This is a genomic window from Maritimibacter fusiformis (assembly GCF_008086115.1).
GTDB lineage: Bacteria > Pseudomonadota > Alphaproteobacteria > Rhodobacterales > Rhodobacteraceae > Muriiphilus > Muriiphilus fusiformis.
This window is the reverse complement of sequence record NZ_VSIY01000004.1, coordinates 78,934-104,666: the sequence shown is the minus strand read 5'-3', so window position 1 is coordinate 104,666 and position 25,733 is coordinate 78,934. Positions and strand designations below refer to the sequence as shown.

Below are 25,733 nucleotides of genomic sequence, written 5' to 3'. Positions count from 1 at the left end.
ATGACACAGCGGACAGGATCATGGACGACGCGGCACTGGAAATCCGGCTGCATCGCAGCATCGAGGAAATCGGCCCCGAGGCGTGGGATACCTGCGCCTCGGACGCCCCCGGTCTGCGCCCCGCCGACCCTTTCACCACATATCGCTTTCTGCATGCGCTCGAGGTTTCGGGCAGCGTCGGGCCGGGCACCGGCTGGGCACCGCATCACCTGAGCGCCCATCTGAACGGCACGGTGATCGCGGTGGCGCCGATGTATGGCAAGAGCCACAGCCAGGGCGAGTACGTGTTCGACCATTCCTGGGCACATGCCTGGGAACGGGCCGGCGGGCGCTACTATCCGAAGCTTCAGATCGCGGTGCCGTTTACCCCGGCGACGGGCCGGCGGTTCCTCGAACGGCCTGGCTTCGAGGGGCGCGGCATGGCGGCGCTGGTTCAGGGCGCGGTGCAGGTGGCGGCGGACAACGATCTCAGCTCGCTGCACGCCACCTTCTGCACCGAGGGCGAGGCCACCGCCGGCAAGGCGATGGGCCTGTTGCACCGGGTCGGCTCGCAATATCACTGGGTGAACCACGGCTATGCCGATTTCGACGCCTTCCTCGCCAACCTGTCCAGCCGCAAGCGCAAGGCCATCCGCAAGGAACGGCGCGCGGCGCAGGGCTTCGGCGGGACCATCCGGCACCTGACCGGCGACGATCTGCGGCCCGCGCATTGGGATGCCTTCTGGGCCTTCTACCAGGACACCGGCGCCCGCAAATGGGGCACGCCCTACCTGACGCGGGGCTTTTTCGACATCGTGCAGCAGACGATGCGCGACGATGTCGTGCTGACCCTGGCCGAACGCGACGGACAACCGGTCGCAGGCGCGCTCAACTTCATCGGGCGCGACGCACTCTTTGGCCGCTACTGGGGCTGCACCGAGCATCATCCGTTCCTGCATTTCGAGCTGTGCTATTACCAGGCCATCGACTTCGCCATCGCCCACGGGCTTGACCGGGTCGAGGCCGGGGCGCAGGGCGAACACAAGCTGGCGCGCGGCTATCTGCCGGTGACGACGCATTCGCTGCACTGGATCGCCGATCCGGGGCTGCGCCGCGCCGTTGCCGAGTTCTGCCAGAAAGAGGCCGAGGCGGTCGATGAGGATATCGAGATTCTGACCTCGATGGGACCTTTCCGGCGCGGCGGCGATTGATCTCGGCACCCCCGGACCCCACATTCCAGAAAACGAATGGAGGAAACATGGCCTATACGTTCAACCGAACCTTTCCCGGCGCCGACTTTGACGAGATCGACGCGCGCACGCGAAAGGCGCTGGCCGACAACGGCTTCGGCGTGCTGACCGAGATCGATGTCAAGGCGACGATGAAAAAGAAGATCGACAAGGAGATGGACGGCTACCGCATCCTCGGCGCCTGCAATCCGGGCATGGCCTGGCAGGCGATCGGGCTGGAGCCGCGCGTCGGCGCGATGCTGCCCTGCAACGTCATCCTGCGCGAGGTCGACGGCGGGGTCGAGGTATCGGCGGTCGATCCGCTGGCCTCGATGGCCGGGATCGACAACGCCGAGTTGAAATCGGTCGCCGGTAAGGTCGGCGAGATGATGGAAACCGTGGTCGCCGCCATCTGAGGACGCGGGGCCGCCAGGAGCGGCCCCGAACCCCTACAGTGCGTCCAGCATCGCTTCACCCGCCGAGATTTCGCATTCGCCGGGCGAGGCTTCCACGTTCAGCGCCTTCACCACCCCGTCGACCACCAGCATCGAATACCGCTTCGAGCGCGCGATCAGACCGGCGGGCGGCGCGTCAAAGCGCATCCCGATGGCTTCGGTGAACTCGGCCTCCGGGTCGCCCAGCATGGTGATGCCGGCATCCAGCGCCCCGGTGTCGCGGCCCCAGGCATCCATCACGAAGGCATCGTTGACCGCGACGCAGATCACCTCGTCGACGCCCTTGTCGCGCAGCCGGTCATGCACCCGGATGAAGCTGGGCACATGCGCCGAATGGCAGGTCGGGGTATAGGCGCCCGGCACCGCAAAGATCACCACCGTCCGGCCCGCAAGCCTGTCGCCCAGCGCCACCGGCTCCGGCCCGTCCTTGCCCATCCGCGACAATGTCGCCGCTGGCAGCCTGTCGCCCTTTGCTATCGTCATTTCGAATCCTCCTGTTCGCGTTTGCCTTCCGGTTACGCGCGACTATAGGGTTTTGGACCAGACGGATAAGAGGATACGGGAATGAGTCATGTGGTTGTGATCGGGGCCGGGCAGGCAGCGGCCTCGCTGGTGGCAAAGCTCCGGCAGGACGGGTTCGAGGGCCGGATCACCCTGATCGGCGACGAGCCCGCGCCGCCCTATCAGCGCCCGCCCCTGTCGAAAGCCTACCTGCTGGGCGAAATGGAGGTCGAGCGGCTCTATCTCAGGCCCGAGAGCTTCTATGCCGAACATGACATCACGCTGAAACTGGGCGTTCGGGTCGAGGAGATCGACCCGGATGCAAAGACTCTGCGCGCAGGCGGCGAAGTGGTTGCCTATGACATGCTGGTCCTGACCACGGGGTCGGTGCCCAACCGGCTGCCCGCCAGGATCGGCGGCGACCTCAAGGGCGTCTATACCGTGCGCACGCTGGCCGATGTGGACGCGATGGCAGAGGAGTTCTCCGAGGGCCGCCGCGTGCTGGTGATCGGCGGCGGCTATATCGGGCTGGAGGCGGCGGCGGTCGCGGCCAAGAAGGGGCTGAAGGTCACGCTGGTCGAGATGGCAGATCGCATCCTCGGGCGAGTCGCCGCGCCCGAAACCTCCGCCTATTTCCGCAAGCTGCACGCCGATCACGGCGTCGATATCCGTGAAGGCTGCGGGCTGACGGCGCTTGGCGGCACCGACCGGGTTACCACGGCGGAGCTCAGCGACGGCACCACGCTCGACGTGGATTTCGTGATCGTCGGCGTCGGTATCCGGCCCGATACCGCGCTGGCCGAGGCCGCCGGGCTCGAGATCGACAACGGCATCGCGGTCGATGCACAGGGCCGCACCTCTGACCCGTCGATCTGGGCCGCGGGCGACTGTGCCTCGTTCCCGCAGAGCGGCGCGCGGCTGCGGCTGGAAAGCGTCGGCAATGCCATCGACATGGGCGAACTGGTGGCCGGAAACCTGATGGGCGAGGGGCGCGACTATGTCGCGAAGCCGTGGTTCTGGTCGGATCAATACGACGTGAAACTGCAGATCGCCGGGCTTGGCACCGGTTACGACACCATCGTCACGCGCCCGTCCGAGGGCAGCACGAGTTTCTGGTATTACCGGGGCGATGCACTGATCGCGGTGGACGCGATGAACGATCCGCGCGCCTACATGATCGGCAAGCGTCTGATCGAGGCGGGGAAAACCGCCGACAAGGCGCTGGTCGCCGACCCCGAAAGCGACCTGAAGGCCCTGTTGAAAGCGTGAGGATCATCGCCGGGAAATTTCGCGGCCTGACGCTGGCGGCGGTTGGCAAGGGTGATGCAAGGGCGCATCTGCGCCCGACCTCGGACCGGGTGCGCGAAAGCCTGTTCTCGATGCTGACCGGCGGGCGCTTCGGCGATCCGGTGACCGGGGCGCGGGTGCTCGACCTTTTTGCCGGCACCGGCGCGCTGGGGCTGGAGGCACTGTCGCGCGGCGCGGATCACGTCACCTTCGTCGACGACGGGCGCGCGGCTGGGCGACTGATCCGCCAGAACATCGCCAAGTGCCGGGCCGGGGACGATACGACGGTGATCAGCCGCGACGCGACCCGGCTGGGGCCGAACCCGGGTGCTGCGCATGACCTCGTGTTCCTCGATCCGCCCTATGGAATGGGGCTGGGGGAAAAGGCGCTGGCGGCGGCGCTTGCCGGCGGCTGGATCGAACCCGGGGCGACGGTGATTTGGGAGGAAAACGGCACCGTCACACCGCCCGAGGGGGTGACGCAACTGGACAGCCGCAGATACGGCGACACCACGATCACGATCCTGCGCGCCTAGCTTTCCCAGGTCGGATGGAATTTGCCCGCGGGCGACAGGGTGAAGATCTCGGCCCCGGTCGCGGTCACGCCGATCGAATGCTCGAACTGCGCCGAGAGCGACTTGTCGCGCGTCACCGCTGTCCAGTCGTCGGCCAGAACCTTGGTTTCGGGCCGGCCCAGGTTCACCATCGGCTCGATGGTAAAGAACATGCCCTCTTCCAGCACAGGGCCGGTTCCGGGCTTGCCGTAGTGCAGCACGTTGGGTGGCGCATGGAACACCCGGCCCAGCCCGTGCCCGCAGAAGTCGCGCACGACGCTCATCCGCTGCGCCTCGACATAGCTCTGGATGGCGTGGCCGATGTCGCCGAAGGTGTTGCCGGGCCTGACCGCCTCGATCCCCTTCATCAGCGAATCATGCGTCACCTGGATCAGCCGCTCGGCCTTGCGCGGCAGCTTGCCCGCCACATACATCCGCGAGGTGTCGCCGAACCAGCCATCGACGATCACGGTCACGTCGATGTTCAGGATGTCGCCATCCTTGAGGCGTTTGTCAGACGGGATGCCGTGGCAGACGACATGGTTGATCGAGATGCAGGTGGCGTGCTCATAACCCTTGTAGCCGATCGTGGCCGAGGTCGCGCCGGCCTCGTTCACCATGTCCTCGACGGCCTTGTCGATCTCGCCGGTGGTCACGCCCGGAACGACCTTCGCGGCGATCCGGTCGAGGATCTCGGCGGCCAGCCGTCCGGCCTTGTGCATACCCGCGAAATCCGCGTCCTCGTGGATGCGAATTCCGTCCCTGGTGATGCGCCCGCGTGTGTCCACTGATCTCTCCTTCGGTATTTGCGGCACTATTTAGGACAGATCGTGGTTAAGGACCAGTCTATCGGGCGTTCGCACCGGCGTGTTCCCCGGACCGGGCCACCGACCATGCGCGTCGCGATCACGGCACCGGCAAAGTGACCGGCAGCACCGGGCCGAGCGTCACGCCGCGTGGCGAAATATTGGTGCTGTGCGCGACCACCTCGACCCCCGCGCCGTAGGCCGCCATCAGAGCCCGCGCGTAGTCGGGGTCGATGTCGTCGGCGATCTTCACCTCGCTGGAATCGGTGCGTTGCACGAGAAACAGAACGACCGCGCGGTAGCCTTCGCGCGCCATCAGGCCAAGCTCATACATATGCCGCGCGCCGCGTGTCGTTCGGGCGTCGGGGAACTCGGCCACGCCCGGACGGCGGCACAGCGTTACCGATTTCACCTCGACGTAAGCATCGGGCAGGCCCTCGGCAGACAGCAGAAAGTCGATACGGCTGTTCTCGCCATATTTCACCTCGGGGCGCACCTTGGTGTAATCCGCAAGCGCCGGCACCTCGCGCGCCTCCAGCGCGGTCTTCAGCATCCGGTTCGCAAGCGCCGTGTCGACTCCGGTGAAATGCCCGTCCGTGTGTTCGACCAGCCGCCAGCCGAAATCGAGCTTTCTCTTCGGATCGTCGTTCGGTTCCAGCCAGACCCGCGTGCCTTCGACGGCAAGCCCCAGCATCGAGCCGGGGTTGGCGCAATGGGCGGTGATCTCGCGCCCGTCCGAAAGGCGGCAATCGGCCAGAAAACGCTTGTAGCGGCGGATCAGGGTCGCGGGGACGAGGGGGGTCGGAAATTCCATGTCTGCAACATGGGCACCGCGGTCAAAGATGTCCATCCGGGGCCGATGACCGATTGGAAACCCCCGGGGCGTGGAGTAACCTGCGATGCAAACATCACAGCCGGGGAACGCCATGCCCAATCCGACCGCCGCGATGCTCGTGATCGGCGATGAAATCCTGTCGGGACGCACCCGCGACGCCAACATGCACTTTCTGGCCAAGGCGCTGACCGGCCATGGCATCGAGCTTTGCGAATGCCGGGTGGTGCGCGACGACCAGAACAGCATCGTCGCCGCGGTGCGCGCCCTGTCGGAGGGGTTCGACCACCTGTTCACCTCGGGCGGCATCGGGCCGACCCATGACGACATCACCGCCGACGCCATCGCGGCTGCCTTCGGGGTGCCGATCGACATCCGCGACGATGCCCGCGCGGTTCTCAAGGCGTTCTATGACGGGCGCGGGGTCGAGGCGACGCCGGAGCGGCTGCGCATGGCGCGCATTCCCGAGGGCGCGACCCTGATCGACAATCCGATATCGGCGGCCCCCGGCTTTTCGCTGAACAACGTGCATGTGATGGCGGGCGTGCCGGCGATCTTCGAGGCGATGGTGGCGAGTGTCCTGCCGACCATCACCGGCGGCACCCCGCTTCTGAGCCAGAGCCTGCGCGTCGACCTGCCCGAGGCCACCATCGCGGGGCCGCTCGCGGGGCTGGCGGAACGCTTTCCCGACCTGTCGATCGGTTCATACCCGTTCAACATGAACGGCGCGTTCGGGGCCAATATCGTGATCCGGGGCCACGACGGCGCGCGCCTCAGCGCGGCGATGATCGAACTGGCCGGGCTGTTTCCCGGTGCAACCGGATGACACGCCCCCCGCCCCTGCCCGACGCCGAGCGGCTGATCGAGGTCTGCGAAGCGACCTGGCCGCCAGCCGGCCGCCGCCATCTCGGGGCCTGGACCATCCGCGACGGGCAAGGGGGCGGGCAACGGGTGTCGGCGGCAACCGAGGACTGGCCGGTGACCGAGGCCGACCTGCCCGCCGCCGAAGCCGCGATGCGCGCGCTGGGACAGGTGCCGCTGTTTCGCATCCGGGCCGGCGAAGACAAGCTTGACGCGCTCCTGGCCCGCCACGGCTATGACCTGCGCGATCCGGTCAACATCTACGCGATGCCGGTCGCCGATCTGCTGGGCGGTGAAATCCCCCCCGGCACCGCCTATGCGATGTGGCCGCCGCTGGAATTGGCACTGGAAATATGGGCCGACGGCGGCATCGGCGAAGGCCGGCTGGCGGTGATGGACCGCGCGCCCGAACCCAAGGCGGCGATCCTGGTGCGGATCGGCGATGGCCCCGGCGGGGTCGGCTTTGTCGGCATTCACGACGGTATCGCGATGCTGCACGCCATCCACGTCCTGCCCGAGCAGCGCCGCAAAGGGGCGGCCACGCTGATCCTGCGAAAGGCGGCACGCTGGGCGGCGGAAAATGGCGCAGATGTCATCAGCCTCATCGTGACGCAGGGTAATCACGCCGCGAACCCTTTATATGTATCGCTTGGCATGCGGCTTGTGGGGCACTATCACTACCGCCGGTTGGCGGAAGGAAACTGAAATGAGCGAAAAGATCACGGTTCTGGACTTGCCGATGGTGGACCCACTGCCGGAACCCACCCAGAAATACTTCGACATTTGCGATGAAAAGCTGGGGATGGTGCCGAATGTGCTCAAGGCCTATGCCTTCGATGTCGACAAGCTGAATGCGTTTACCGGCCTTTACAACAACCTGATGCTGGCGCCTTCGGGCCTGTCCAAGCTGGAGCGCGAGATGATCGCCGTGGTGGTCAGCTCGAAAAACCATTGCTGGTATTGCCAGGTTGCACACGGCGCGGCGGTGCGTGAATTGTCCGGCGACCCGGCCTTGGGCGAAGCGATGGTGATGAACTTTCGCGCCATCGAGCTGGAGCCCCGCCAGCGCGCCATGCTGGAGTTTGCCGAGAAACTGACAGAGCACCCGGACAAGATCGACGAGCCCGACCGCGCGCGGCTGCGCGAGGTGGGGTTTTCCGACCGCGATATCTGGGACATCGCCAATGTGGCGGGGTTCTTCAACATGACAAACCGCGTGGCCGCGGCCACCGACATGCAGCCCAATCCCGAGTATCACGCCCAATCCCGATGATGCGCACCGCCGCTCTTGTCCTTGGCGCCGTCCTGTTCGGTGCAGTCGGCGCCGGTCACGCGGCGCCGCTGTCGTTGCCGGTGGGCGCGACGCTGCAACAGGAAAAGATCGAAACGGCAGGTACTTACCAGATGCCCGTCGGCGCCTGGGCCGAGGGCACCGGCGTGCCGACGCGGGCCACGTCGGGCCATATCACGCGGCAGGCCTGGCGGCTGGGCGGATCGGGGCTGTCGACCTACCAGATCCTTCTGACGCTGCGCCAGCAATTGCTGGATGCGGGCTACGAGGTGGTGTTCGAGTGTCGCGACAGCGAATGCGGCGGGTTCGATTTCCGGTTCGCAACCGCCGTGATCAGCGAACCGGACATGCATGTCGACCTTGGCGATTTCTACTATCTCGGCGCCGTGAGGCCGGGCGAAGAGGTGGACGCGATCAGCCTGCTCGTCAGTCGAAGCGTCTCGGCGGGGTTCGTGCAGATCGTGCAGGTCGGCAAAATCGGGACGATGCCGGCGGTGCCGCTGACCTCGTCCAAGGCCGAACCGGACGCGGCGCTGCCGACCACCTTGAGCGGCGAGATCGGGCCGGCGATGGAGACCGCCGGGCGCTACATTCTGGCCGACCTCGTGTTCGCCACCGGCTCTGCCGATCTCGGCCCGGGCGACTTCACCTCGCTGCGCGCGCTGGCGGACTACCTGCGCGACAATCCGGGCAAACGCGTGGCACTGGTCGGACATACCGACGCCACCGGGTCGCTGGCGGGGAACATCGGGTTGTCGGAGCGCAGGGCGCGGTCGGTCATGGCGCGGCTGGTCTCGGATTACGGGGTGGCGCCAGAGCAGCTCGAGGCCGAAGGCATTGGCTATCTTGCCCCGATCGCCTCGAATCAGACCGACGCGGGCCGTTCGTTGAACCGGCGGGTCGAGGCGATCCTGGTCTCGACCGAATGAAAGAAGCGCCCCCTGGGGCGCCTCGATCCGCTCAGGTTTGTTCGGCTTCGCCTACCAGACATCCGGCCCCTTGTCCGCAAAGGACCGCACCAGAAAGTCGATGAAGGCACGCACCTTGGGCTGGGTGAACCGGCCCGGCGGATAGACCGCATAGATCCCCTGCGCATCGACCGGCAGATCGGGAATCGCATCCTCGACCAGCCCTTTTTCCAGCGCATCGGCATAGAGAAAGCTGGGCAGATAGGCGATGCCCAGCCCGGCGATGGCGGCATTCAGAAGCGACTGCCCGTCATTGACCGACAGCCAGCCGGCGGTGCGCACCTGGCGCAATTCCCCCGATGGCGCGGGGATCTTCCAGACGTTACCCGAGGACTGGTTGGAATAGTGCAGCAGCTTGTGTTCGTTGAGGTCGTCGATCCGCATGGGCCGCCCGAATTTCTGGAAATAGGACGGCGACCCGACCATGCGGATGGCGGTCTCGGCGATCTTGCGGGCGCGCAGCGACGAATCCTCAAGTTCGCCCACCCGGATCGCCATGTCGAAGCCTTCCGAGATCAGTTCGACGTAGCGGTTGTTCAGCACCATGTTGACGTTGATATCGGGGAATTCCGTCAGGAATTCACCCAGCACCGGCGACAGGTGATTGACGCCGAAATCGGTCGCGACGGAAATACGAAGCAGACCGGAGGGCGCGGATTGCATCGAGGTGACCAGCGCGTCGGCCTCGCCGGCATCGTTCAGGACGCGGCGGGCACGGTCGTAATAGGCGAGCCCGATCTCGGTCGGGCTGACGCGGCGTGTGGTCCGATTGAGAAGCCGGGCACCGAGACGCGCTTCCAGCGAGGACACGTGCTTCGAAACGGCAGATTTCGAGATCCCCATCTTCTTCGCGGCATCGGTGAATCCACCCTGATCCACCACGGTTGCGAAGGCCTCCATTTCGGTCAATCGGTCCATAATAATCACTCTTCCTGCAAGCATCGCCCCAACTGAAAGCGTTATTGCCCCGAATTCGGGCAAGACTGTGGAGCGATCCCGGCTTTTGCAGGAAGAAACCGGGCAATGTTCTGACAATGGAAACGGCCACAAGGGCCAATTTGGGCAATTTCGTGGATGGCTCAGAGCGTCGCGGCCAGCCTGACCCCCTGGTCGATGGCGCGCTTTGCATCCAGTTCTGCAGCCACATCCGCGCCGCCGATCACATGCGCCGCCACGCCCCGGTCGGCCAGCGCATCCGCCAGGCTGCGTTCGCTGACCTGACCGGCGCATAGCACGATCGTATCGGCTTCGATCACGCGGGTCTCGTCGCCCAGGCTGATATGCAGGCCGGTCTCGTCGATCCGCTCGTAGGCCGCACCACCAACCATATCGACCTGTTTCATCCGCAGGCTCGCGCGGTGAATCCAGCCGGTCGTCTTGCCCAGCCCCTTGCCCAGCGCCTGTGCCTTGCGTTGCAGCAGCGTCACATCGCGCGCCGGGGCGGCCGGTTGCGGCGCGGTCACGCCGCCACGGGTTGTTTCGGGATCGGCAACACCCCACTCCGTGCGCCACAGATCCAGGTCGAGCGTCGGGCTGGTGCCCTCATGCGTCAGGTATTCGGCAACGTCAAAGCCGATCCCTCCCGCCCCGATGATCGCCACGCGCGGCCCGACCTCGGCCTTGCCGGCCAGCACATCGACATAGCTCAGCACGTTCGGCCCATCCTGCCCCGGGATCTGCGGATCGCGCGGCAACACGCCGGTGGCGATGATGATCTCGTCATAGCCGGCCAGGTCGTCGGCCCCGGCAGCGCGCCCCAGCCGCAACTGGACGCCGTGCAGGTCCACCATGCGCGCGAACCAGTCGATCAGGCCCTGGAATTCCTCCTTGCCGGGGATCGTCGCGGCCATGTGAAGCTGTCCGCCGACACGCTCGGCCTTGTCGAACAGTGTCACCTCATGGCCGCGCTCAGCAGCCGTGATCGCAGCCGCCAGCCCGGCCGGGCCAGCCCCGACAACGGCGATACGCTTGGGGGTTTCGGTCGGGGCGACGACCAGCTCGGTCTCGTGGCAGGCGCGCGGATTGACCAGGCACGTGCTGGTCTTGCCGGAGAACGTATGGTCCAGGCAGGCCTGGTTGCAGGCGATGCAGGGCGCAATCTCGTCGCTGCGCCCCGCCGCCGCCTTGGCCACGAAATCGGCATCGGCCAGGAAAGGCCGCGCCATCGACACCATGTCGGCGACACCCTCGGCCAGCAGCGTCTCGGCCACCTCGGGCGTGTTGATCCGGTTCGAGGTGACGATGGGCACCGAGACCTCGCCCATCAGCTTTTTCGTGACCCAGGCAAACCCGGCGCGCGGCACCGATGTCGCAATCGTCGGCACCCGCGCCTCGTGCCAGCCGATGCCGGTGTTGATGATCGTGGCGCCCGCCTTCTCGATTTCCTTTGCAAGAGTCACCACCTCGTCGAAGGTCGAGCCATCCGGGACGAGGTCGATCATCGACAGGCGGTAGATGATGATGAAATCCTCGCCCACGGCGGCGCGCACCCGCTTGACCACCTCGATCGGCAGACGCATCCGGTTCTCGTAACTGCCGCCCCAGCGGTCGGTGCGCTTGTTCACATGGGTGACGAGGAACTGGTTGAGGAAATACCCCTCGGACCCCATCACCTCGACCCCGTCATAGCCCGCCTCGCGGGCGCGGGTGGCGGAAGTGGCGAAATCGGCGATCTGTTTCTCGATCCCCGCCTCGTCCAGTTCGCGGGGCACGAAGGGTGAGATCGGCGATTTCACTGCCGAAGCCGAGACGCAATCCTTGCCATAGGCATAGCGCCCGGCATGCAGGATCTGCATGGCGATCTTGCCGCCCGCCTCATGCACCCGGTCGGTGACGATACGGTGGTTGGCGATATCCTCGGGGGTGTAGAGCCCCGCCGCGCCGGGAAACACGCCGCCCTCGGGGTTTGGGGCGATACCGCCGGTGACCATCAGGCCGACGCCGCCGCGCGCCCTTGCGGCGAAATATTCGGCCACCCGGTTCCAGTCGCCGCGCTCTTCCAGCCCGGTGTGCATCGAGCCCATCAGAACCCGGTTCTTCAGCGTGGTGAAGCCAAGGTCGAGCGGGGCGAGCATGTGGGGATAATGCGTCATCGTGTCCTCCCGGTTGGGCGCGAAGATAGCCACGCCACGCACGTTGTCACGGGCGACGCCGCGTAAGCGGTGCCCGCGCGCCCGTCACATCGTCTCGACGCAATGGCGCCGAAAGGCGCGTTTGAGCATGTCAAGCTCGGCACGCAAGAGGTCCATCTCGGCCCGGAAATCGGCATCCATCGGCTGCCCGGTGATGATGGCAAAGCTCGCCAGCCGCGCGTTTGTGGCTTTGTCGGAGATCACGAAGGTCTGAACGCCGTCCGACAACAGTTCGGCGGGGATCGGCACGCGCACGAAATACTGGCCCGGGTTGTCCGGGTCTTCCTTCACGCTGGCGCCCGTGACCGGCTCGGACAGGTGGCTGACCGTGATGTCGGGCAGTCTTTCGGCCCCGGTCAGAACCCCCTCCCAGACCCCGGCCTGGATGCGTGTCTTGGTCAGCTGCATGTCGGCCATGTGCCCTCCTAGAGTTCGGCGCGCGGGCGGCGGCTGAAGGTGACATCGCGCAGGATCACCTGGTTCATTTCCGGCCCCTCGAAGATCAGATCGACCCAGGCGCTGTCGACCCGCTTTTCGTTGAGCTTGCTGTAGGCAAGATCAAACTCGACCATGATCTCATCCTCGCCCAGCGGCAGTTCACGCACGATCTGCTCGGTGTTGGGGCCGTGACGGACGTTGAACCGCGCGAAGATCTCGAGCGGTTTTTCCGTCTCGACCACCGCGTTCAGCCGCACCAGGTGCTTGCGTTTCAACCCCTGCACCGCGCCTTGCGGCAGGTCGATCACCAGCGACAGGAACGAGCCGTCGAAGCGGAACACGTCCATGCGCAACCCGAAGGGCGCCAGGTCTTCTTCGCGGGTATTGCGGATCTGGCGCACGGTCAGTTCCGACACGCGGCAGTCGTGAAACAGCGTGACTTCGTCGCCAAAGCGCGACTTGGTCTCGGCTGCGGCGGCACCGGGCGGATAGATCGGCCCGCGCCAAAGCTGCGGCCGCCAGCCCCAGTCGGAATGCAGCGGCTTTTGAAACGCGTTCGATCCGACCAGCGGCAGGGTCAGGCGCGCGTCGGCCTCGAACAGCACCCGGTCGAGCAGCTCGCGCAGTTGCAACGCGCGCGACCGCACCCGCCGAAGCGACGGCAGGCTCAGGCTCGGGGCCCGGTCGGCAACCTTTTCCCAGCGCCGCATCACGCGGCGATGCAGCAGCCGGTCGATCAGTCCGTTGGGCGGTTTAGCCATGTTCAGGGATTCGCTCGATAAATGGCATTGTTTCCATTCTTACACAAAACCGTTTCCTTAGAGCAAACGATCGAGCAAAGTTCCCAGCCCTCCGCCACCGCCGCCCCCGGCGCGTTCGCCATTGGCCCGGCGCATCGCATTGGCAAAGTCGCGTGCCAGCGCCGTGCCGGCGTCGGAGTCGAACGGCGTGGCGGCAAAGCCGCTGACGGTGGCCGACACGATATGGCCCGACACGGCAACGACCGCGCGCCAGTAATCGCTTTGCAGATCGCCCGCCGCCATGCCGTCGCGGGCATGAATCAGCACCAGCCCCGGCGCGCGTTCCACGTCCAGCACCACGACATCGGTATCGCCCTCGCCCCGGCTCAGGGCGGCGCGGCCTTCGTCGGAGGACAGGAACGCGGCCAGCCGGTCCAGCGCGTCCTCGTCCAGCGGACCGTCCGCCGGAACCACCGAAGCCGACAGGATCGCGGGCGCCCTGGGCTTGTCGTCAGCCGGGTTGCCGGAAATCGCCGAGCAGCTTCCAAACAGCGCAAAGGCCGAGTCCTCGGTGGATGTCGAGCTTCGGGTATCGACGCAGAAGCCGCGCGGTCCGGCCACGACAAACCCCTTGCTCATCACGCTGAGCGAGCGCGGCGCGAGGGTGGCGTTGTCACTGCGGGGTTTTTCGCGCGGGGCACAGGCGGTCAGCAATGCCGTCATGGCCGCCAAGAAAACCGCCCTGCGCAAGCCGTTTCGCATCCCGATGCCTATCAGATACCCAATGTCCCATTTCGGTCTAGGCCAGCCAAGGCCCTGTGACAAGCGTGGCTGGACCTTTCGCGCCCCGGTGGGCTAACTGGCAGGTGATGAGCAACCTACCTTTCTGGCATCCTGCCCTTGCCCGGGCACAGATCTGGCGCACCCTTCTAGGGTTCGCCCTGATCATGGTGATCTGGTTCTTCGGAACCTTCGCGATCCTCAACCTAGGCGCGCGGCTGTTGAACCGGCCCCTCTACCAGATGGCCAGCGCCGATGACTTCGCCACGGCGGCGGTGTTCTTCCTGACCTTCGCCGGGTTTCACGTGGGACTTGTCATCGTTCTGCCGCTACTGCACCGGCGCAGCTATGCCAGCCTGTTCGGCGCGGCCAAACGGCTGAACCTGCGCCATTTCGGTGTCGGCGCGGCGGTCATGCTGTCGTTGGCGCTGGCGCTCTATGCGCTGCTGGCCATCGAGCACCTGGTCCTGCCCGAAGGCGTGCCGCCCGAGGTCATGCGCGTGCGGTCGGTCGGCCCGTGGCTTCTGGGTCTCGTCCCGGCGCTGGCGCTGATCCTGTTTCAGACCTTCGCAGAAGAGGCGGTGTTTCGCGGCTATCTCCTGCAACAGCTTCGCGCCCGGTTCGTGAGCGTGTGGATCTGGGGCGTGCTGCCCTCGCTGGCCTTCGGCGCGCTGCATTTCGACGCCTTCAGCTTCGGCTTTCTCAACGCCTCGGCCTATGTGCTGAATGCCACCGTGATGGGCACGCTGGCGGCCCTGGTGACCCTGCGCACCGGCAACCTGGGCGCGGCGGCAGGGCTTCACTTCGGCAACAACGCGGCGCTGACCCTGATCGGCATCGGCGGCAATCTCGACGGTTTTTCCCTGTGGATCGTCCAGATGGACCTGCGCGGCGGCTACACCACCTATTCGATCCTGGCCCAAACCGTTGCCATGACCGTGGTTTTCCTGATCTGGTGGCGCTGGATGGGCCGCCATCGCCCGATTGCAAAAGACCGAAACCACGACTAGGTAAGGCGCGAACACTCGAGGATAGGCATGAACTGGATCACCAACTACGTCCGGCCCCGGATCAACTCGCTGTTTTCGCGCCGCGAGGTGCCCGAAAACCTCTGGATCAAATGCCCCGAGTGCGGCCAGATGCTGTTTCACCGCGAACTGGCGGACAACCTCAATGTCTGCACCAACTGCGATCACCACATGGCCTTCAGCCCGCGTGAGCGCTTTTCCGCGCTATTCGACAACGGCATCTTCACCGAGGTGAAAGTGCCTGCGCCGGTGGCCGACCCGCTGCATTTCAAGGACCAGAAACGCTATCCCGACCGGCTCAAGGCGGCGCAGAAGGCCACCGACGAGGCCGAGGCGATGCTGGTCGCCGAGGGCGAGATCGGGCGCACGCCGATCGTGGCCGCGGCACAGGATTTCGCCTTCATGGCCGGCTCGATGGGGATGTATGTCGGCAACGCCATCGTCGCGGCGGCGGAACGTGCGGTCAAGCTCAGGCGCCCGCTGGTGCTGTTCTCCGCCGCCGGCGGCGCGCGGATGCAGGAGGGTATTCTCAGCCTGATGCAGATGCCGCGCACCACGGTCGCGGTCGACATGGTGAAAGAGGCCGGGCTGCCCTACATCGTCGTCTTGACCCACCCGACCACCGGCGGCGTCACGGCAAGCTATGCGATGCTAGGCGATGTCCAGATCGCCGAGCCGAACGCGCTGATCTGTTTCGCAGGCCCCCGGGTGATCGAACAGACCATCCGCGAAAAGCTGCCCGAGGGGTTCCAGCGTGCCGAATACCTGCTGGATCACGGCATGCTCGACCGGGTGACGCACCGGCGCGAGATGAAGGACGAGCTGGTCACGATCCTCAGAATGCTCTTGCGCGAAACCCCTGCGGTGCGCGGCGATCTGCCGGCGCCGGAGCCTGACGAGATCGCGGCGCTGGACACCTCCGCCAAGGCGAGTGCGGACGGGGCCGGGGCCGCCAAGAAGTGAGCGAACAGGCCTCGGACATCATCCTCGAGCGGATGATGTCGCTGCACCCCAAGATCATCGACCTTACGCTGGATCGGGTCTGGCGCCTTCTGGCCGCGCTCGACCACCCGGAACGCCGCCTGCCGCCGGTGATCCATATTGCGGGCACCAACGGCAAAGGCTCGACGCTTGCCATGATCCGCGCCGGGCTGGTGGGCGCGGGACGCACGGCGCACGCCTATACCTCGCCGCATCTGGCGCGGTTCCACGAACGCATCCGGCTGGCGGGCGCGTTGATTTCCGAAGAGGCCCTGACCGAAGCGCTCGACCGTTGCGAGGCCGCGAATGGCGGCGAAAGCATCACCTATTTCGAGATCACCACGGTCGCCGCCCTGCTGGCCTTCGCCGAGAAACCGGCGGACTTCACCCTGCTCGAGGTCGGGCTGGGCGGGCGACTGGATGCCACCAACGTGGTCGATCCGGTGCTGACGGTGATCACCCCGGTATCCATCGACCACACCCAGTATCTGGGCACGACCCTGGCCGAGATCGCGGGCGAAAAGGCCGGCATTCTCAAGCGCGGCGTGCCGTGCATCGTCGGCCCGCAACCGGACGAGGCGCTGGAGGTGATCGAGGCAAAGGCCGCCCGGCTGGGTGCGCCGCTTCTGGTTCATGGCCAGCATTGGCATGTCTGGGAGGAACGCGGGCGGCTGGTGTTTCAGGACGAAACCGGGCTGCTCGACCTGCCCCTGCCCGCGCTGATCGGGCCGCATCAGATCCAGAACGCCGGGGCGGCGCTGGCGGCGCTGCGCGCGCTGGGGTTCGACGAGGCGGCGTGCGAGGCGGCGATGACGGATGTCACCTGGCCCGCCCGGATGCAGCGCCTGCGCCACGGCCCCCTGGTGGACCTGGCGGAAGGGGCCGAGCTGTGGCTCGACGGCGGCCACAACCCGGCGGCGGGCACGATGCTGGCGCAGGTGCTTGGCGATCTGCCGCCCCGGCCCACCCATCTGGTGTGCGGGATGCTGAACACCAAGGACGTGGCCGGGTTCATGCGCCCGCTGGCCGGACTTGCCGATAGCCTGACCGCCGTGCCGATCCCGGGCGAGCCCAACACCTTGCCCGCCGAGGCCACCGCCGACGCCGCACGCGCGGCAGGGCTTGTGGCCGACACCGCACCGGACGTCGCCAGCGCGATTCATGCGATCACCCGGGCAACCCCGGCGGCCCGCATCCTGATTTGCGGGTCGCTCTACCTGGCCGGTCGGGTGCTTCGCGACAACGGGTGAATCAGCCAGATCCGGCTGATCGCTGCGTGTGATCACAAAAAAGATTTCGCGGTAGGACTCGCCGGGTGACGCATTCGCGACTCAACCCGTTGTGCAGACTCGGTTTTTCCCGAAAGTCACAGTCGGATCCCAAGTCAACCCACAATATTGACGAAAACGTGATAGTCTGTCTAAATGTGGCGTAACGAATTCTTGGTGCACGCACCACAAGTGACAAGACGAACCTGTCGAGCAGAACAGGACGAGGGACCGGACGAACAGGCCGAACCAAGGGCCGATCAGTTTTGTGATCACATATTCAGCGCACGTTGCCCTCAAAGACCCGAGGTGCCGCCCCGGACCCCCACCCGGGGCGGTTCTTTTTCTAGCGCCCCCAATCTTCCGCCTGCATCTCGCGCAGACGCGAGGCGGTGCGCTCGAACTCGAAACTGCCCTCGCCCTCGACATAGAGGTAGTCCGGTTCCGCCGCCGCCGAGCAAATCAGCCGCACATGCGCCTCATAGAGCGCGTCGATCAGGGTGACAAAGCGGCGCGCCTCGTTGAAGTTCTGCCGCCCAAGGCGCGGGATGTCGTCCAGCAGCAGAACGCGCAACTGGTCGGCAATCGCCAGATAGTCGCCGGGGCCGAGCGGCTTGGCGCAGAGATCGTAGAAACTCGCCCGCCCGACGCCGCCGCACCAGGCCGGGATCTCGACCTCACGCCCCTTCACGGTCAGGATCAGCGGCGCGGCCTCACCCGGGCAAAGCTCGTTCCAGATCGCATCCAGCCCGGCGCGCGCCTCGGCCCCCAGCGGCGTGAAATAGACCCGCGATCCGGCCAGAAGCGTCTGGCGGTAGTCGGTCGGACTGACCAGTTCATGCACCGCCAGCCGGTCCTTGATCAGGTCGATGAACGGCAGGAACAACTGCCGGTTCAGCCCGTCCTTGTAGAGGTCGTCGGGATGCCGGTTCGAGGTCGTCACCACCACCACGCCCGCCGCGAACAGCTTTTCGAACAGCCGCCCGACGATCATCGCGTCGGTGATGTCGGTGATCTGCATCTCGTCCAGGGCCAGCAGCCGCAGATCGCGGGTCAGCCTGTCGGCCACCGGCGCCAGCGCATCTTGCGCCCCGTCCTTTCGGGCCGCGTGCATCCCCGCGTGCACCTCTTGCATGAAGGCATGAAAATGCACCCGGCGTTTTTCGGCGATGGACAGGTTGCCGACGAACAGGTCCATCAGCATCGACTTGCCGCGCCCGACCCCGCCCCAGACATAAAGGCCCTGCGGCACCTCCTCGGGCTTGTGAAACAGCCCGCCGAGAATGCCCTTGCGCCGGGCCGGCGTGGCCTCCAGATGCGCGCGAATATCGTCGAGCACCGGCAGCAAGGCCAGCTGCGCCGGGTCGGCCTCAAGCCGGCCCTCGGCCACCGCGCGGTCATAGATCTGGTGCAGCGTCTCGCCCATGGCCCCCGCATAAAACGCCGCGCCGGATAAGGAAAGGCGGTCCTGCAACGCGTGATGCGAGAATTGACCCGCCCTCGAATTTGACAGAATGTCGCGCAGCGTCATTCGGAGAGCCGGCCCTTGTCTCAGTCCAGATTGATAACCCCGGTTCTCATCGCCGGCTGCGTCATCATCATGCTCAGCTTCGCGATCCGGGCGAGTTTCGGCGTCTTTCAGATCCCCGTCGCCGAGGAGTTCGGCTGGCTGCGCGCCGATTTCAGCCTGGCCATCGCGATCCAGAACCTTGCCTGGGGCATCGGCCAGCCGATCTTTGGCGCCATCGCCGAAAAACTGGGGGATCGCAGGGCCATCGTGCTGGGAGCGCTGCTCTATGCCGGCGGGCTGGTCGGCTCGGCCTTTGCGACGACCCCGGAAATGCACCAGGTTCTTGAAATCGCCGTGGGGTTCGGCATTGCCGGCACCGGGTTCGGCGTGATCCTCGCGGTGGTCGGACGCGCGGCGAGCGATGCCAACCGGTCGATGGCGCTGGCGATCGCCACCGCGGCGGGGTCCGCCGGCCAGATATTCGGCGCACCGGCGGCGGAATGGCTGATGACCCTGATGTCATGGCAAAACGTGTTCATCGTGTTCGCGGCGGTGATCCTGTCGTCGCTTTTCATGCTGCCGATGATGCGCGCGCCGGCTGTCGGCCGGGTCGAGCTTGAGGAAAGCCTGGGCACGGTGCTTCGCCGCGCGTTTCTCGACCCGTCCTATACGATGATCTTCCTCGGCTTCTTTTCCTGCGGCTATCAACTGGCCTTCATCACCGCGCATTTCCCGGCCTTCGTGACCGAGATGTGCGGCACCATCGACCCGTCGGGAACGCTCGCCTCGGTCGGGGTCACGACCACCTCGGCGCTGGGGGCGCTGTCGATCTCGCTGATCGGGCTGGCCAATATCGCGGGCACCCTGACGGCGGGCTGGCTTGGTAACCGGTATTCCAAGAAATACCTGCTGGCCGGGATCTATACCGGGCGCACCATCGTGGCCGCGATATTCATCATGATGCCGATCACGCCGACCAGCGTGATCGTCTTCTCGATCGTGATGGGCTCGCTCTGGCTGGCAACTGTGCCGCTGACCTCGGGACTTGTCGCGCATATCTACGGGCTGCGCTACATGGGAACGCTTTATGGCTTCGTCTTCTTCTCGCACCAATTGGGCAGCTTTCTAGGCGTCTGGCTGGGCGGGCGGATGTATGACCTGGCAGGCGACTACACGCTGGTGTGGTGGATCGGAGTCGGCGTCGGCGCCTTCTCGGCGCTGGTGCATCTGCCGATCCGCGAGCGGCCAATGGCGTTGGCCCAGCCCGCCTAGACCGGCAGCGCCGTGGTCTTGAACACGGTGCGCAGCGCGAAGCTCGACTGCATCCCCTGCACGCCGGGCAGGCGGGCCAGTTTCTGGCGGTGGATGCGGGCGAAATCTTCGGTGCTTTCGGCGATGACCTTGAGGATATAGTCCGCCGTGCCCGCCATCAGGTGGCATTCCAGCACCTCGGGCACCCGGGCCACGTCACGCTCGAACGCCTCGAGCAGTTCATCGGCCTGGCCTGACAGCGTGATCTCGACGAACACCACCGTCGACAGCCCGATCTTGGCCGGATCGAGCAGCGCCACGTAATCGCGGATGAACCCGTCACTTTCAAGCCGCTGCACCCTGCGGTGACAGGCCGAGGGCGAGAGGTTGACGCGCGCGGACAGCTCGGCATTGGATATGCCACCGGACTTCTGCAACACGGTCAGAATCCGGCGATCCATACTGTCGAGCTTGGGGTGCATCGAATATCTTTGCGTCAAATGGACGTTTTCGCGTCGGGTCTGCGGAATTTTCTAGCGCCCGGCGGCACGGAACACAAAGAATTTTCCATTCTTATGCCGCATGCTGGCCACGCAGAACCAGGGAGGAATGCAAATGCTGATCGGATGCCCGAAAGAGATCAAATCTCAGGAATACCGCGTCGGGCTGACCCCACGCGCCGCGGCCGAGGTGATCGCGCGCGGCCACAAGGTGATCGTCGAGACCGGCGCCGGGACCGGATCGGGGTTTCCCGACGACGACTACACCGCCACCGGCGCCGAGGTGGTCGCGACCGCCGACGAGGTCTTCGCCCGCGCCGACCTGATCGTCAAGGTGAAGGAGCCGCAGGCCGGCGAGCGCAAGATGCTGCGCGACGGGCAGGTGCTGTTCACCTATCTGCACCTCGCCCCCGATCCCGACCAGACCCGCGACCTGTTGGCGGGCGGCGTCACCGCAATCGCCTACGAGACCGTGACCGATGGCCGGGGCGGCCTGCCGCTGCTGGCGCCGATGTCCGAGGTGGCGGGCCGCCTGGCGCCCCAGAGCGGCGCATGGGCGCTGCAGAAGGCCAACGGCGGCAGTGGCGTGCTGATGGGCGGCGTGCCCGGTGTGCGCCCGGCCAACGTGGCGATCATCGGCGGCGGCGTCGTGGGCGCGGCGGCGGCGCGTGTCGCGGTCGGCATGGGCGCGAATGTCACCGTTCTCGACCGCTCGGTGCCGCGGCTGTCCTATCTTGACGACGTGTTCATGGGGCGGTTGACGACGCAGTATTCCGACCAGGTCGGGGTCGCCGAATTGCTGCCACGCATGGACATGGTGATCGGCGCGGTGCTGATCCCGGGTGCCGCAGCACCCAAGCTGGTCAGCCGCGAACAGCTTGCGCTGATGAAACCCGGCGCGGTTCTCGTGGACGTGGCCATCGACCAGGGCGGCTGTTTCGAGACCTCGCGCCCCACCACCCACCAGGACCCGATCTACGAGGTCGACGGCATCGTGCATTACTGCGTCGCCAACATGCCCGGCGCAGTGGCTCGGACCTCGACCATCGCGCTGGGCAACGCCACCATGCCGTTCCTCATCGCGCTGGCCGACAATGGCTGGAAGCAGGCCTGCAAGGACGACCCGAACCTTCTGAACGGGCTCAATACCCATGCCGGGCACCTGACCTATGCCGCGGTCGGAGAGGCGCTGGGGATCGAGGCGATCACGCCGCAGGCGGCCTTGACGATGTAGGGGGACCGGGTGTGGTAGCGTGGGGCGGACTTGAACCGCCGACCCCAGCATTATGAGTGCTGTGCTCTAACCAGCTGAGCTACCACGCCATTCACACCGAGGGGCAGATAGCCCCGCGCCGGGCCGCTGTCAACGCGGAAATGGGCAGATTGCAGTGCAGAAATGCGAAAGGCCCCGCGCATGGGCGGGGCCTTGTCCTGTGTCGGGATGACGGCTCAGAATCGCACCGCTGCGCGCGCCCGAAGCTCGTGAAGAACGGTGTTCTGGTTCTGGCCGGGGTTGTTGGTATCGCTCGATGTCAGGTAGTGCCCGACATGTCGGGTGTGGATTTGCGGGTCGGCCGGCAATAATGGTGATTTTTTTGGCGTCGGGTAGGTCGAGAGACTTTGTTTTTCAATTGTTAGCACGCAACAGCTTACTTATGGAAATGCGGTTATCAGACGCGAAACGGCCCCGCCGTCGGGCGGGGCCGTGCCTGTCACCTTGGCCGCAATCGGCTCAGAACCGGATCGAGATCCGCGCCTGTGCGCCGTGCAGCCAGTTGTCATAGCTGGTGCCGCCGGAGTCTTCGCCGGTCAGGTAGCGACCGATGTATTCACCGCCGATCACCACGTTTTCCGACACGCCGAATTCGACGCCCGCGCCGAAGTTCGCACCCCACAGTTGCCAGTCGTCAGGCGCACCGGGGTCGGAGTAATGCGCGGTCGACGCACCGCCGAAGCCGTAGAGCAGCACGTTGTCCATGGCATAGCCCAGCCGCAGCTTGGCATCGCCGATATAGTCGAATTCATCGGTCGGCGATCCGGTCGGCGCGCCGTTGTAGAAGCCCGCCGCGATCTCGCCGCCATAGACCATCGACCCGGACTGCACGTTGTAGCCGGCAAAGCCGCCGTAGCTGGTGGCGAAGTCGAAGGTGTCGGTGGCGCCCGGCGGGGTTGCGGTCTGCTCACCCCAAAGGCCGCCGCCGTAGACACCGGCATAGGGGCCGGTCCAGTCATAGACGGGTGCCTGCACCTGGATCGGTGCGACGGGCGTCGGGTCGGGGGTCGGGGCGACGACACTGCCGGCCAGTGCCGGTGCCGCTGCCATGGTAAGAACGGTGCTTGCAAGAAGGAGATGTTTCATCTGACTGCCCTTTCTCTGGTTTGGGTTTCCAAACTGCCAACGCATTTGTGCGCTTCCGGTTTCATAGGGTGGAAAATCGGGCGCGGCATGTGGTTTCGCGGCAACATCGGTCGCGTCGGCGGGGAATGTCCCATCGCCGGGTTCGTGTCAGGCGGGAATCTGCCGTGACGCGCCGAAAACGTCAGTCCCGGGCTTGAATCAGCACCTGGTGGGGATAGGGAATCGAGATGCCCTCTGCATCGAAGGCTTCCTTGATCGCGCGGGTCAGGTCGAATTTCACATCCCAGAAATCCGCCGAGTCGGTCCAGGCCCGCAGCGTCAGGTCGACCGAACTGTCGCCAAGGTTGGTGACGCGCACCCAGGGCGCGGGGTCGTCATGCACACGCTCATCCGCCTCGGCCACGCGCCGGATCACCTCCATCGCGGTCTCGGCGTTGTCGTCGTAGGAAATGCCGAACACCAGTTGCACCCGGCGGGTGGAATGGTGCGAGTAGTTGGTGATGATCGAGCCCCAGGCCTGCCCGTTCGGCACGATGATCTGGATGTTGTCCGGCGTTGCCAGCTCGGTAAAGAACAGGTTGATGTCCTTGACCGTGCCGGAGGTGCCGCCGACATCGACGAACTCACCGATCCGGTAGGGCCGGAACAGGATCAGCATGAACCCCGCCGCCAGGTCCGCCAGCGTGCCCTGAATCGCCATGCCGATGGCCAGGGTCGCGGCACCCAGCATCGCCACCAGGCTGGTGGCCTCGATCCCGAACAGGTTCAGGATCGCGATCAGCACGATCAGAAGAATCAGCCAGCGGGTGATCGAGGCGATGAAATTGCCGATGGTCTTGTCGATCCGTTGCGAGGCGTTCACCCGTCGACGGACAAAGGCACTCACGGCACTGGCCACGATCCAGCCAAGAATCAGGACGATCAGCGCCTTGCCGGCGTTGATCACGAGGGGGGCATAGTCGCCCAACTGCGAAAGAAAGCTCTGTGCGGTATCCATGCGGCCAGCATAGGGCTTTGATTAACAAGGGAAAGGGTCCAGCACAGCGGACCCCTTCACGATGGCTTGAGGGTATCAGCGTGCCTTCAGGCTGTCGCGGATCTCGATCAGTAGGTCGACTTCGCTCGGCCCGGCGGGCACGTCCGGGGCGACTTCTTTCTTCCCGGCAGCCGCGTCCTTGATCCGGTTGACGTAGCGCACCAGCATGAACACCACGAAGGCGATGATCAGGAAGTTGATAACCGCCATGATGAACGCACCATAGGCGAACACCGAAGCCCCCGCCTCGCGCGCGGCCTCGAGACTGGCGCCCGCCGGCACCTCGCCCGCGAGCACGGCGTAATTGTTGGTGAAGTCGAGCCCGCCGGTAAACAACCCAATGATCGGGTTGATGAGATCGCTGACCAGCGAGCTGACGATCGCCGTGAACGCCGCGCCGATGATGATGCCGACGGCCATGTCCATGACATTGCCCTTGGCGACGAAAGCCTTGAATTCCTTGAGCATTCCGCGCACTCCCTGCCCTTGCGGCGTTGCAACACGCGGCGATTATAGCAGGCCGTGGCGGAAAGAAGCGGGGAAAAAACGGCCCGGCGCATCACGCGGTCAGGTGGTGCGCGCGTTTCCCTTGGGGCCGAGGAAAATCCACAGAAGGAACCCGACCAGCGGCAGGAAGACCACCAGAAGCGTCCAGAGCACCTTGGTGCCGGTCGGAGCGGTGGATGAAAAGATCGAGATCAGCGCCCAGATATCGAGCGCCAGCAGGATCAGGCCGCCAAGGCCGGTCAGTTCGAACATGTCTCTCTCCAATTCTGCGCCCGTCCCGGGCCGTCACGGAGAGAGAACGCGCAAACGCCCCCTTGGTTCCCGCGCCCCGTTTTTCTCAGCCCGGCAGCGCCCCGGTCAGCACGTAGCGTAGGATTTGCGCCACCTGCACCGGCTCGCGCGCCACGGCAAGGGCTGCGGCATCGACCTCTTTCAGCGCATGGTCATGTTCGGGCATCTGCAGCACGATCAACGACTTGCCCAGCGCCGAGGCGACGCCTGCGTCAAATGCCGCATTCCACTGGCGGTACTTCTCGCCAAACCGCACCACCACGACATCGGCATCCTCGATCCCCCTGCGGGTGCGGATCGCGTTCACCTTCGCGCCCTTGTGGTCGTGCCAGAACTTGCTGTCCTCCGCCCCCAGGATCGCAACGCCGCAATCGTCCGAGGCGTCGTGATCGGTTACGGGGGCCGAGAAGGCGACATCCAGCCCCTCGCAAGCCGCGATGATCTCGTCGCGCCAGTCGGTGTGGATCTCGCCCGAAAAATAGACCCTGAGTGTCATTGCCCGGTTTCCCTTCTGTCTGCCATCTGGGCGGTCACGGTATCGTCCGCCACCTGCCCGAAATCCGCGTAATGTGCGCCGACCGCGTAGAAATGTTCCGGCGTTTCCAGGCACAGCACGTGATCGGCCAGCGCCTCGAGGTCGGCAAGCGTGTCCTCGGGCGCGACCGGGATGGCCAGGATGACCTCCGCCGCGCCCTTGCCCGCCAGGCCCTTGAGCGCGGCACGCATCGTGCTGCCGGTGGCGATGCCGTCATCGACCACGATCACGCTGCGCCCGGCCACATCGACCGGCGCGCGCCCGGCCAGCCACAGTTTGCGTCGGGCCGCGATCTCGGCCAGTTTTTCCTGCACCGCCGCATCGAAATCCGCCGGCGTCAGACCCAGGCCGCGCAGCACCCCGGGGTTGAAATCGACCTGGTGCGCCGGGCCGTTGACCACCGCGCCCGCGGCCAGTTCCGGGTTTCCCGGCGCCCCGATCTTGCGCACCATCAAAAGGTCGAGCGGCGCATCCAGACGGTCCGCCACCGGAATCGCCACCGGCACGCCGCCGCGCGGCAGCGCCAGCACCACCGGACGCGTCAGCTTGCGCCCGCCGAGCGCCTCGGCCAGCCGCTTTCCGGCTTCTGTTCGGTTCGCAAACATCACGCCCCAT

General features: G+C 65.7%; 29 protein-coding genes and 1 tRNA gene. 13 read left to right on the top strand and 17 right to left on the bottom strand.

The window, feature by feature from the left end:
* Nucleotides 1-20 precede the first annotated feature (20 nt).
* Both FVF75_RS04540 and FVF75_RS04535 read left to right on the top strand, forming a co-directional pair.
* The gene (locus FVF75_RS04540) at nucleotides 21-1,190 is read left to right on the top strand and encodes a GNAT family N-acetyltransferase (protein ID WP_148376653.1); all 1,170 of its coding nucleotides are present in this window, start codon (nucleotides 21-23) and stop codon (nucleotides 1,188-1,190) included.
* A 47-nt stretch (nucleotides 1,191-1,237) separates the two neighbouring features.
* Nucleotides 1,238-1,624 (top strand): DUF302 domain-containing protein, encoded by a 387-nt coding sequence (locus FVF75_RS04535; RefSeq protein ID WP_148376651.1) that lies wholly within the window; start codon nucleotides 1,238-1,240, stop codon nucleotides 1,622-1,624.
* Nucleotides 1,625-1,657: 33 nt separating this feature from the next.
* Here the strand turns inward: FVF75_RS04535 and FVF75_RS04530 are convergent, their stop codons facing one another.
* Nucleotides 1,658-2,146, bottom strand: coding sequence for a peroxiredoxin (locus tag FVF75_RS04530; protein ID WP_148376649.1), 489 nt, complete (start codon nucleotides 2,144-2,146; stop codon nucleotides 1,658-1,660).
* A gap of 81 nt (nucleotides 2,147-2,227) precedes the next feature.
* On the opposite strand from FVF75_RS04530, the gene FVF75_RS04525 reads away from it, so the two are divergent.
* Nucleotides 2,228-3,433, top strand: coding sequence for an NAD(P)/FAD-dependent oxidoreductase (locus FVF75_RS04525; protein ID WP_148376647.1), 1,206 nt, complete (start codon nucleotides 2,228-2,230; stop codon nucleotides 3,431-3,433).
* Nucleotides 3,430-3,987: a 16S rRNA (guanine(966)-N(2))-methyltransferase RsmD gene (gene rsmD / locus FVF75_RS04520; protein WP_148376645.1), complete on the top strand. Its 558-nt coding sequence runs from the start codon at nucleotides 3,430-3,432 to the stop codon at nucleotides 3,985-3,987. The genes FVF75_RS04525 and rsmD overlap by 4 nt, the downstream gene beginning before the upstream one ends.
* On the opposite strand, the gene map is transcribed toward rsmD, so the two are convergent.
* Together map and sfsA are read right to left on the bottom strand one after the other, a co-directional pair.
* Complete coding sequence (gene map, locus FVF75_RS04515; protein ID WP_246137997.1) at nucleotides 3,984-4,793, bottom strand: type I methionyl aminopeptidase; 810 nt, start codon at nucleotides 4,791-4,793, stop codon at nucleotides 3,984-3,986. The two genes, rsmD and map, sit on opposite strands and share 4 nt — an antisense overlap.
* A gap of 118 nt (nucleotides 4,794-4,911) precedes the next feature.
* Nucleotides 4,912-5,625 (bottom strand): DNA/RNA nuclease SfsA, encoded by a 714-nt coding sequence (gene sfsA, locus FVF75_RS04510; RefSeq protein WP_148376643.1) that lies wholly within the window; start codon nucleotides 5,623-5,625, stop codon nucleotides 4,912-4,914.
* A 112-nt stretch (nucleotides 5,626-5,737) separates the two neighbouring features.
* On the opposite strand from sfsA, the gene FVF75_RS04505 reads away from it, so the two are divergent.
* The 4 genes from FVF75_RS04505 to FVF75_RS04490 are packed head-to-tail and all read left to right on the top strand — an operon-like array spanning nucleotide 5,738 to nucleotide 8,724.
* Entirely contained in the window at nucleotides 5,738-6,469 is a 732-nt protein-coding gene (locus tag FVF75_RS04505; RefSeq protein ID WP_148376640.1) for a competence/damage-inducible protein A, read from the top strand.
* On the top strand, nucleotides 6,466-7,209 hold the full coding sequence (locus FVF75_RS04500; protein WP_148376638.1) for a GNAT family N-acetyltransferase: 744 nt from the start codon (nucleotides 6,466-6,468) through the stop codon (nucleotides 7,207-7,209). The genes FVF75_RS04505 and FVF75_RS04500 overlap by 4 nt, the downstream gene beginning before the upstream one ends.
* Nucleotide 7,210: 1 nt before the next feature.
* Nucleotides 7,211-7,777: a peroxidase-related enzyme gene (locus tag FVF75_RS04495; protein ID WP_148376637.1), complete on the top strand. Its 567-nt coding sequence runs from the start codon at nucleotides 7,211-7,213 to the stop codon at nucleotides 7,775-7,777.
* Nucleotides 7,774-8,724 (top strand): OmpA family protein, encoded by a 951-nt coding sequence (locus FVF75_RS04490; RefSeq protein WP_246137996.1) that lies wholly within the window; start codon nucleotides 7,774-7,776, stop codon nucleotides 8,722-8,724. The genes FVF75_RS04495 and FVF75_RS04490 overlap by 4 nt, the downstream gene beginning before the upstream one ends.
* A 51-nt stretch (nucleotides 8,725-8,775) precedes the next feature.
* On the opposite strand, the gene FVF75_RS04485 is transcribed toward FVF75_RS04490, so the two are convergent.
* The 5 genes from FVF75_RS04485 to FVF75_RS04465 form a co-directional block, all read right to left on the bottom strand.
* Nucleotides 8,776-9,681 carry a LysR family transcriptional regulator gene (locus FVF75_RS04485; protein WP_148376634.1) on the bottom strand — a complete coding sequence of 302 codons (906 nt, stop codon included), beginning with the start codon at nucleotides 9,679-9,681 and terminating at the stop codon, nucleotides 8,776-8,778.
* Between the two features lie 161 nt (nucleotides 9,682-9,842).
* The gene (locus tag FVF75_RS04480; protein WP_148376632.1) at nucleotides 9,843-11,855 is read right to left on the bottom strand and encodes an NADPH-dependent 2,4-dienoyl-CoA reductase; all 2,013 of its coding nucleotides are present in this window, start codon (nucleotides 11,853-11,855) and stop codon (nucleotides 9,843-9,845) included.
* Between the two features lie 84 nt (nucleotides 11,856-11,939).
* Entirely contained in the window at nucleotides 11,940-12,311 is a 372-nt protein-coding gene (locus tag FVF75_RS04475; RefSeq protein ID WP_148376630.1) for a hypothetical protein, read from the bottom strand.
* A gap of 8 nt (nucleotides 12,312-12,319) precedes the next feature.
* Complete coding sequence (locus tag FVF75_RS04470; protein WP_148376628.1) at nucleotides 12,320-13,093, bottom strand: DUF6478 family protein; 774 nt, start codon at nucleotides 13,091-13,093, stop codon at nucleotides 12,320-12,322.
* 57 nt (nucleotides 13,094-13,150) lie between these two features.
* The gene (locus FVF75_RS04465; RefSeq protein WP_148376626.1) at nucleotides 13,151-13,795 is read right to left on the bottom strand and encodes a hypothetical protein; all 645 of its coding nucleotides are present in this window, start codon (nucleotides 13,793-13,795) and stop codon (nucleotides 13,151-13,153) included.
* A 146-nt stretch (nucleotides 13,796-13,941) separates the two neighbouring features.
* On the opposite strand from FVF75_RS04465, the gene FVF75_RS04460 reads away from it, so the two are divergent.
* The 3 genes from FVF75_RS04460 to FVF75_RS04450 are packed head-to-tail and all read left to right on the top strand — an operon-like array spanning nucleotide 13,942 to nucleotide 17,111.
* Nucleotides 13,942-14,862, top strand: a complete 921-nt coding sequence (locus FVF75_RS04460; RefSeq protein ID WP_148376624.1) for a CPBP family intramembrane glutamic endopeptidase — start codon at nucleotides 13,942-13,944, stop codon at nucleotides 14,860-14,862.
* Between the two features lie 27 nt (nucleotides 14,863-14,889).
* Nucleotides 14,890-15,843 carry an acetyl-CoA carboxylase, carboxyltransferase subunit beta gene (gene accD / locus FVF75_RS04455; protein ID WP_148376623.1) on the top strand — a complete coding sequence of 318 codons (954 nt, stop codon included), beginning with the start codon at nucleotides 14,890-14,892 and terminating at the stop codon, nucleotides 15,841-15,843.
* Nucleotides 15,844-15,875: 32 nt separating this feature from the next.
* Nucleotides 15,876-17,111: a bifunctional folylpolyglutamate synthase/dihydrofolate synthase gene (locus tag FVF75_RS04450; protein ID WP_187393004.1), complete on the top strand. Its 1,236-nt coding sequence runs from the start codon at nucleotides 15,876-15,878 to the stop codon at nucleotides 17,109-17,111.
* A gap of 364 nt (nucleotides 17,112-17,475) precedes the next feature.
* On the opposite strand, the gene zapE is transcribed toward FVF75_RS04450, so the two are convergent.
* Nucleotides 17,476-18,555 carry a cell division protein ZapE gene (zapE, locus tag FVF75_RS04445; protein WP_148376619.1) on the bottom strand — a complete coding sequence of 360 codons (1,080 nt, stop codon included), beginning with the start codon at nucleotides 18,553-18,555 and terminating at the stop codon, nucleotides 17,476-17,478.
* A 120-nt stretch (nucleotides 18,556-18,675) separates the two neighbouring features.
* Between zapE and FVF75_RS04440 the strand changes: the two genes are divergently transcribed.
* Entirely contained in the window at nucleotides 18,676-19,911 is a 1,236-nt protein-coding gene (locus tag FVF75_RS04440; RefSeq protein WP_148376617.1) for an MFS transporter, read from the top strand.
* Here the strand turns inward: FVF75_RS04440 and FVF75_RS04435 are convergent.
* Nucleotides 19,908-20,372, bottom strand: coding sequence for an Lrp/AsnC family transcriptional regulator (locus FVF75_RS04435; RefSeq protein ID WP_148376616.1), 465 nt, complete (start codon nucleotides 20,370-20,372; stop codon nucleotides 19,908-19,910). The genes FVF75_RS04440 and FVF75_RS04435 overlap by 4 nt on opposite strands.
* 133 nt (nucleotides 20,373-20,505) lie before the next feature.
* On the opposite strand from FVF75_RS04435, the gene ald reads away from it, so the two are divergent.
* Nucleotides 20,506-21,624, top strand: coding sequence for an alanine dehydrogenase (gene ald, locus FVF75_RS04430; protein ID WP_148376614.1), 1,119 nt, complete (start codon nucleotides 20,506-20,508; stop codon nucleotides 21,622-21,624).
* 12 nt (nucleotides 21,625-21,636) lie between these two features.
* Here the strand turns inward: ald and FVF75_RS04425 are convergent.
* From FVF75_RS04425 to FVF75_RS04395, 7 genes are all read right to left on the bottom strand, one after another.
* Nucleotides 21,637-21,713, bottom strand: a tRNA-Met gene (locus FVF75_RS04425).
* A gap of 409 nt (nucleotides 21,714-22,122) precedes the next feature.
* The gene (locus FVF75_RS04420) at nucleotides 22,123-22,713 is read right to left on the bottom strand and encodes an outer membrane protein (RefSeq protein ID WP_166129359.1); all 591 of its coding nucleotides are present in this window, start codon (nucleotides 22,711-22,713) and stop codon (nucleotides 22,123-22,125) included.
* Nucleotides 22,714-22,930: 217 nt separating this feature from the next.
* A complete protein-coding gene (locus tag FVF75_RS04415; protein WP_148376610.1) occupies nucleotides 22,931-23,746 on the bottom strand; it encodes a mechanosensitive ion channel family protein in 816 nt (271 codons plus the stop codon).
* A gap of 75 nt (nucleotides 23,747-23,821) precedes the next feature.
* Nucleotides 23,822-24,253 carry a large conductance mechanosensitive channel protein MscL gene (gene mscL, locus FVF75_RS04410; protein ID WP_148376608.1) on the bottom strand — a complete coding sequence of 144 codons (432 nt, stop codon included), beginning with the start codon at nucleotides 24,251-24,253 and terminating at the stop codon, nucleotides 23,822-23,824.
* A 99-nt stretch (nucleotides 24,254-24,352) separates the two neighbouring features.
* Entirely contained in the window at nucleotides 24,353-24,544 is a 192-nt protein-coding gene (locus FVF75_RS04405; RefSeq protein WP_148376606.1) for a PLD nuclease N-terminal domain-containing protein, read from the bottom strand.
* Between the two features lie 85 nt (nucleotides 24,545-24,629).
* A complete protein-coding gene (locus FVF75_RS04400; protein ID WP_148376604.1) occupies nucleotides 24,630-25,079 on the bottom strand; it encodes a YtoQ family protein in 450 nt (149 codons plus the stop codon).
* The gene (locus tag FVF75_RS04395) at nucleotides 25,076-25,723 is read right to left on the bottom strand and encodes a phosphoribosyltransferase (protein WP_148376603.1); all 648 of its coding nucleotides are present in this window, start codon (nucleotides 25,721-25,723) and stop codon (nucleotides 25,076-25,078) included. The genes FVF75_RS04400 and FVF75_RS04395 overlap by 4 nt, the downstream gene beginning before the upstream one ends.
* Between the last annotated feature and the right edge of the window lie 10 nt (nucleotides 25,724-25,733).